6 protein-coding genes are annotated in these 7,592 nt (G+C 55.0%); 1 reads left to right on the top strand and 5 read right to left on the bottom strand.

The annotated features are described in order from the left end of the window. Nucleotides 1-89: 89 nt before the first annotated feature. Nucleotides 90-1,469 carry a UDP-N-acetylmuramate:L-alanyl-gamma-D-glutamyl-meso-diaminopimelate ligase gene (gene mpl / locus JTI85_RS03755; protein ID WP_048212853.1) on the bottom strand — a complete coding sequence of 460 codons (1,380 nt, stop codon included), beginning with the start codon at nt 1,467-1,469 and terminating at the stop codon, nt 90-92. A 175-nt stretch (nt 1,470-1,644) separates the two neighbouring features. Between mpl and fbp the strand changes: the two genes are divergently transcribed. Further along, complete coding sequence (gene fbp, locus JTI85_RS03750; protein WP_048212854.1) at nt 1,645-2,643, top strand: class 1 fructose-bisphosphatase; 999 nt, start codon at nt 1,645-1,647, stop codon at nt 2,641-2,643. Between the two features lie 110 nt (nt 2,644-2,753). On the opposite strand, the gene JTI85_RS03745 is transcribed toward fbp, so the two are convergent. From JTI85_RS03745 to ytfR, 4 genes are all read right to left on the bottom strand, one after another. Beyond that, nucleotides 2,754-3,866 carry a methyl-accepting chemotaxis protein gene (locus tag JTI85_RS03745; protein WP_116361057.1) on the bottom strand — a complete coding sequence of 371 codons (1,113 nt, stop codon included), beginning with the start codon at nt 3,864-3,866 and terminating at the stop codon, nt 2,754-2,756. A gap of 103 nt (nt 3,867-3,969) precedes the next feature. Next, a complete protein-coding gene (gene yjfF / locus JTI85_RS03740) occupies nt 3,970-4,971 on the bottom strand; it encodes a galactofuranose ABC transporter, permease protein YjfF (protein ID WP_003025736.1) in 1,002 nt (333 codons plus the stop codon). Next, the gene (gene ytfT, locus JTI85_RS03735; protein ID WP_061068792.1) at nt 4,958-5,980 is read right to left on the bottom strand and encodes a galactofuranose ABC transporter, ATP-binding protein YtfT; all 1,023 of its coding nucleotides are present in this window, start codon (nt 5,978-5,980) and stop codon (nt 4,958-4,960) included. The genes yjfF and ytfT overlap by 14 nt, the downstream gene beginning before the upstream one ends. A 13-nt stretch (nt 5,981-5,993) precedes the next feature. Beyond that, nucleotides 5,994-7,496, bottom strand: a complete 1,503-nt coding sequence (gene ytfR, locus JTI85_RS03730; protein WP_048212855.1) for a galactofuranose ABC transporter, ATP-binding protein YtfR — start codon at nt 7,494-7,496, stop codon at nt 5,994-5,996. Nucleotides 7,497-7,592: the final 96 nt, after the last annotated feature.

Raw genomic sequence — 7,592 nt, 5'->3', positions numbered from 1 at the left:
GTGCCGGATGGCGGTGCAAACACCTTATCCGGCCTACAATCCGTGAATTCGTTGTAGGCCCGGTAAGCGTAGCGCCACCGGGCATTTTTTTACTCTTGCGCTTCCGCCTGAGCTTTCTTCGCCAGACCATCCAGCAGTTTTTGATGAATACCACCAAATCCGCCGTTACTCATCACCAGAATGTGATCGCCTGGCTGCGCGGTTTTCACCACCATATCTGCCAGGGCATCCACATCACCACTCCAGTGCGCCGGCTGAACGCAGGCTTCAGCGACTTCTGCTACCTGCCACGGAATATGCGGGGGTTGCAGCAGGAACACTTCGTCCGCACGGCCTAACGACGGCGCCAGATCATCTTTGCACAGTCCCATTTTCATGGTGTTAGAGCGAGGCTCCAGCACCGCAATAATGCGTGCCGTACCGCCAACTTTCCCGCGCAGCGCCGCAAGCGTTGCCAGAATCGCGGTTGGATGATGGGCAAAATCGTCATACACCGTCACGCCGTGCGCTTCACCACGCAGTTCAAGACGACGACGGGCGTTAATGAACGAGCCTAGCGCATTGGCTGCATCCGCAGGCACGACGCCCACGTGACGGGCTGCCGCAATCGCCATCAGGCCATTGTGCATGTTGTGTTCGCCGACCAGACCCCACTTAACTTCACCCACTTTTTCACCGTCCAGCCACACTTCCCACTCGGAAGCATCGGTAGTGAGCTTTTTCGCCTGCCAGTGACCCTGCTCGCCCACCAGCTCCTGTTCGCTCCAGCAGCCCATCGCCATCGTTTGTTTCAGATTGATGTCGTTTTCCGGGTAGATGATGCGTCCCTGGCCCGGCACGATACGCACCAGATGATGGAACTGTTTCTGAATCGCTTTCAGATCGTCAAAGATATCTGCGTGATCGAACTCAAGGTTATTGAGGATCAGGGTACGCGGGCAGTAATGCACGAATTTAGAACGCTTATCGAAGAACGCGCAGTCGTACTCATCCGCTTCAATCACGAAGAAGTCACTTTCGCCCAGACGCGCGGAAACCTCAAAGTTACCCGGCACGCCGCCGATCACAAAGCCCGGTTTATAACCACAGACCTCGAGGATCCAGGTTGCCATTCCAGCTGTAGTCGTTTTGCCGTGCGTCCCCGCCACCGCCAGTACCCAGCGGTCGCGCAACACAAAGTCATGCAGCCATTGCGGGCCAGACATGTATGGAATGTTCTTCTCCAGCACCGCTTCCACGCAGGGGTTACCACGGGTCATCGCATTACCGATGATCACCAGGTCCGGCTGTGGATCGAGCTGGCTGGCATCGTAACCCTGAATCAGATCAATGCCTTGCTTCTCAAGTAAGGTGCTCATCGGCGGATACACATTGGCGTCCGAACCGGTTACTTCATGACCGAGCGAGCGTGCCAGCATCGCCAGACCGCCCATGAAAGTGCCACAAATTCCCAAAATATGAATGCGCATACGTCACTATCCTTTTTTAATCTGGGGGCCATTTTACGCACATGTCTGGCAACTGAGAAACGCATTTCAGGATATTCCGTAGTTTGCTGGCGCGATTCACCTGAGCGCGATAGCTGAAATATTTGTTAATATTGTTGCGGTCGCTTTACTCCACATAAATTGCAGGGAAAGTGTTATGAAAACGTTAGGTGAATTTATTGTCGAAAAGCAGCACGAGTTTTCTCATGCTACCGGTGAACTCACTGCTTTGTTGTCGGCAATAAAGCTGGGCGCCAAGATCATCCACCGCGATATCAATAAGGCCGGTCTGGTCGATATCCTGGGTGCCAGCGGTGCAGAGAACGTGCAGGGAGAGGTGCAACAAAAACTCGATCTGTTCGCAAACGAAAAACTGAAAGCTGCACTGAAGGCACGCGACATCGTGGCGGGAATTGCCTCAGAAGAAGAAGATGAAATTGTCGTCTTTGAAGGCTGTGAACACGCAAAATACGTTGTGCTAATGGATCCGCTGGATGGCTCATCCAACATCGATGTTAACGTCTCTGTCGGTACGATTTTCTCTATTTATCGCCGCGTAACCCCCGTCGGCACGCCGGTCACGGAAGAGGATTTCCTGCAGCCGGGCAACAAGCAAGTTGCTGCGGGCTACGTGGTTTATGGTTCTTCCACCATGCTGGTGTACACCACCGGCTGTGGCGTGCACGCCTTCACCTACGATCCTTCTCTGGGCGTATTCTGCCTCAGCCAGGAACGTATGCGCTTCCCGGCGAAAGGTAGCACGTACTCCATTAACGAAGGCAACTACATTAAATTCCCGAATGGCGTGAAGAAATACATTAAATTCTGTCAGGAAGAAGATAAGTCAACCCAGCGCCCGTACACTTCGCGCTACATTGGCTCTCTGGTTGCCGATTTCCATCGCAATCTGCTGAAAGGCGGGATCTATCTGTACCCAAGCACCGCCAGCCACCCGCAAGGGAAACTGCGTCTGCTGTACGAATGCAACCCAATGGCCCTGCTGGCTGAGCAAGCCGGCGGCAAGGCGAGCGACGGTAAAAATCGTATTCTGGATATCATCCCGGAAAGCCTGCACCAACGCCGCTCCTTCTTCGTGGGTAACGACCATATGGTTGACGATGTAGAGCGCTTTATCCGCGAGTTCCCGGACGCATAAGCGCAACATCCGGCCTACAGCACGTTGCAGGCCGGATAAGCGAAGTACCATCCGGCACAATGCTGTGATATTGCCGGATGGCGGCTTCGCCTTATCAGGCCTACGTTCGGTTAGGCTGTCTGTAGCTTAAATACGGCCATGGCTTCGATTAGCGCTGAAGACTGCTCTTCCAGCGAGCGGGTAGCCGCTGAAGACTGCTGTACCAGCGCCGCATTTTGCTGCGCCGTTTCATCCATCTGAATCACCGCAATATTCACCTGCTCAATGCCGCGACTCTGTTCCTGGGACGCACTGGCAATTTCACGCATCAGTTTGGTCATACGCATGACCTCGGTCGCAATCTCATCCATGGTTTCACCCGCCTGCTGCGCCAGTTCACTTCCCTCACCCACATGCGTATGGGAATCGCTGATCAATGTACGGATCTCTTTTGCCGCCTCGGCGCTGCGGCTGGCCAGATTACGTACTTCACCTGCAACAACCGCAAAACCACGGCCTTGCTCACCCGCGCGCGCCGCTTCAACGGAGGCGTTAAGCGCAAGGATATTGGTCTGGAAAGCAATACCGTCAATCACACTGAGGATATCGGCAATTCGGCTGGAGCTACCGGAAATATCGCGCATTTTTTCAATTACATAACACACCATCTCACTGCCCCTATCGGCGGTATCCGATACCGATTTTGCCAGCTGATGCGCCTGCTCCGCGTTCTGCGCATTCTGTTTCACGGTCGCGGTGAGTTCTTCCATACTGGCGGCGGTCTGTTCCAGCGACGTGGCGGTGGATTCTGTACGTTGTGCCAAATGCTGGTTACCTGCGCTCAATTCACGGCTGCCAACATCAATTTGCGAGCTGGCTTCACGCACACGCTGCACAGAATCACCCAACGCATGGCGCATTTCATCCATCGCAGCGTTAAGGCGGTTGAATTCAGCGCTGGCCGACAGCGTGGTAACAGGCGACAAATCCCCCGTCGCCAGGCGTTCCAGTTGCTCCACTATGCTATCCAGCGGCTTGAGAAACTTATTTCGCAGCATAAACCAAATGACCGCCAGCAACACAATGGCAGCCAACATGGCAGCACTCATAATACCGTGATAAACCAAAGAGTTAATAACGCGGGTAGCGGCATAAAGCCCCATGCCGCCGGTCAGCAACAGAAGAAACGTCAGCAGAGACAATAACACCAACAAACTTGATCGAATTGAAAGGGATTTTGGCATCGTTATATTTCCGGTTGTAGGGTTAAAACAGACCTGTACAGAACCTATCGACTACAACCGGAAAAAGTTTAGGTATTTAAATGTTTTGTGCAAAATCAGGATGTTACTTTGGTGTTGCCGCCGTACCCACTCGGGTAACCGGCGAGCTTTGACGATTTTCCCAAAGCACCGTCAGGCCGCGTTGTAACGCTATAAAAATAAACAATAAAATGCCAATCGCGATCTTCGTCCACCAGGAACTTAATGTGCCATCAAAATTAATGTAGGTCTGGATCAGCCCTTGGATCGCCACGCCAAATAGCGTACCCAACACCGTTCCCACGCCGCCGCTTAGCAGCGTTCCGCCAATCACCACTGAGGCAATCGCATCCAGCTCAACGCCAACGCCCGCCAGCGCATAACCCGCCTGGGTGTAAATGGAAAACACAATGCCGGCAAGCGTCGCCAGCCCGGTAGACAGCATATAAATGCGGATCGTTGTGCTGCGAGTAGAAATGCCCATCAGGTTAGCAGAGGTGGCGTTGCCGCCAATGGCGTAAACCTGATTACCAAAGCGCGTACGGTGCGCAAGGAAGATGCCAATCACCACCACGCCCAGCATTAACAACCCCATCGCGCTCAGGCGACCGCCGCCAGGAATTTTCCATGCCAGACTGGAGAGCGTGTCATAAATCGGATGGTTAATTGGGATGGATTCTTCTGAAACCAGATAGCTGACGCCGCGCAGGAAGAACATTCCCGCCAGAGTGATAATAAATGCCGGGATCTTCAGCGCATCAATCAGTAACCCCATAAATGCGCCAAACGCGCAGCCCATCAGCAAAATCAGGGGGAACGCCAGCAGTGGCGAAATCCCCCAGTAACCAATCGCCTTTGCTAAAAATACCCCCGTAAAGGCAATCACCGACCCGACGGAAAGATCAATCCCCCCGGAGAGAATGACGAAAGTCATGCCCACGGCAATAATCCCTAAAAAAGCGTTATCGGTCAGGATATTGCAAATCACCCGGGTGGAAGCAAAAGCCGGGAATTGCGTCAGGCAGTAAAGGTAGCCCAGCACAAACACGCCGAGGGTGATCATCAGCGGTAAATTACGTTTTATCATGACCGCGCACTCCTTTTATCAGGCTGATAAAGCGTTGTGACTGCACGACCAGCACGCACAACACCACGATGGCTTTGACCACCTGATTCAGTTCCGGCTGGAAGCCCGACAGCAAAATCCCGGTGTTCATCCCCTGAATGATCAACGCGCCAATTACCGATAGCAGCAGGTTAAAGCGCCCGCCCATCAGCGAGCCACCGCCAATAACCACCGCCAGGATGGCATCCAGCTCCAGCCATAATCCGGCGTTATTGGCATCTGCCCCACGAATATCCGCCGTGACGATAATACCGGCGATAGCCGCACACAGGCCGCTCAGCACATAAGTGAGCATCACAATGATGCGGGTATTCACCCCGGCGTTTTTCGCCGCACGAATGTTAATGCCCACCGCTTCAATGAACATGCCCAGCGCCGTTTTACGCGTTAGCAGCCAAAAGGCGACCAGCGTCAGCAGCGCGATAATCACCGGCGTGGGAAACAGTAACAGCGAGCCGCTGCCAAACCACGACAGCTCGGGCGAGTTGAAAGTGACGATCTGCCCGGAAGTGATAAGCTGCGCCACTCCACGCCCGGCCACCATCAGGATAAGTGTCGCAACAAACGGCTGGATCTTGAGGATTGCCACCAGAATCCCGTTCCACAGCCCGGCCAGAATGCCGGAGCCTAAGGCAGCAAGCAGCACCACCGGCAGACTGTGCCCGGCCACCGTCATCGCCGCGGTGGTCGCTCCTGCAATAGCCATCACCGCGCCAACGGAAAGATCGATGCCGCCAGTGGCAATCACCAGCGTCATACCAATCGCCAGCAGCGCCACGGGAGCGGCACGGTTGAGAATATCAATCGGGCTGCCGAACAGGCGACCATCCTGCAAAATCACCTGGTAGAAGTGCGGGGCCACCAGGCTGTCGACCAGCAGCACCAGCAGTAGCGCCACCAGTTGCGGCATACCTTTTGGCCAACGGAACCGTCGTTTCGCGGTGTTGGATTGAGGGAGAGATTGAGGCATCACCATAGTCTCCTTAGGCCGCAATGGCATTCATGATCGCCGGTACGGACAGTTCAGCCAGTGGGATCTCGGCTACCTGTTTGCGATCGCGCATAATAATGACCCGATCGGCATAACCCACTAACTCTTCCAGTTCGGATGAAATCACCAGCAGCGCCAGACCATCCGCGCACAGCGTTTCGATCAGGCGGATGATCTCGGCATGCGCGCCGACGTCGATCCCGCGCGTGGGTTCATCGAGGATCAGGAACTGCGGTTTGGTCAGCAACCAGCGCGAGAGCAAAACTTTTTGCTGATTACCGCCGGAGAGAAACTCGATCGGCTGTTCAGCGTTGGGGGTACGAATTCCGAGCTGGCGGATAAAACGCTCGGCAATCTCGTTTTGTTCTTTCCGTGGGATAGGCCGCAGCCAGCCACGCTGCGCCTGCAGGGCCAGAATGATATTTTCCCGTACCGAAGCCGCGGCGATGATGCCATCCGTTTTGCGATCCTCCGGACAGAAGCCGATCCCCAGACACGAAGCCTGATGCGGCGATCGCAAGGTCTGCGGTTTGCCTTTGATCAGCGCACTGCCGCTGTCGGCGGGTTTAATGCCGAAGATCACCTCGGCCGTTTCCGTTCGCCCGGATCCCAGCAGTCCGGCGAGACCGACGATCTCGCCGGGACGCACCTGTAGATCAAACGGCGCGATGGTGCCTTTCTTGCCAAAGCCGCTAAAGGCCGCCACCGGCTTATCGCTCAGCAATGTGCGGCCCGCACGCTGTAGCGCATGGGTATCCAGTTCGCGACCCAGCATCATTTTGACCAGTTCAATTTGCGGTAATTCCCGGGTTTCACGGCAGCCAACGAAGCCGCCGTTACGCAGGACGGTGATGCGATCGCTGACCTGATAAACCTGATCGAGAAAATGGGTGACGAAGATCAGGCTGACACCGCGATCGCGCAGATGACGCATCAGGCCGAACAGCATTTCAACTTCCTGGGTATCGAGGCTGGCGGTGGGTTCGTCGAGGATCAGCACTTTCGCGGAGAGATCTATTGCCCGACAGATGGCAACTATCTGCTGCATCGCCACGGAAAAGCGGTTCAGCGGCTCGCGGACGTCGAGGGAAAAACCGTATGACGCCATCAGCTCCGTCGCGCGTTTTTCCATCTGCTTACGCTGTAGCAGACCAAAACGCCGCGGCTCACGGCCAATAAACAGGTTATCGGCAACCGACATATTGGGCAGCAGGTTCACTTCCTGGTACACGGTGCCAATCCCCAGTTGCTGGGCATGGGCGGTGTTTTTCGGGGAGATCGGCTGGCCTTCGAGCCAGATAGTGCCGCGATCTGCATGGTAAACGCCGGTCAGCGCTTTGATGAGCGTCGATTTGCCGGCTCCGTTTTCCCCCAGCAGCGCCATAATCTCGCCCCGACGCAGACTGAAATCCACGTTATCCAGTGCTTTGACGCCGGGAAAAAATTTACTTAATCCTTCGGTGCGGAGGATCTCCTGATGTTGGTCGGTGGTCATGGTATTCCTCCGGAACGAAATCACGGCGTTTCGTAGGCCTGATAAGCGCAGCGCCATCAGGCAATAAATGCCGGATGGCGGCGTAACGCCTTATCC

This window comes from Citrobacter sp. Colony219 (assembly GCF_019382635.1).
In the GTDB taxonomy this organism is placed as follows: Bacteria; Pseudomonadota; Gammaproteobacteria; order Enterobacterales; family Enterobacteriaceae; genus Citrobacter; species Citrobacter youngae.
Note: the sequence above shows the minus strand (reverse complement) of the source record. Positions and strands in the feature narration are given on the sequence as shown.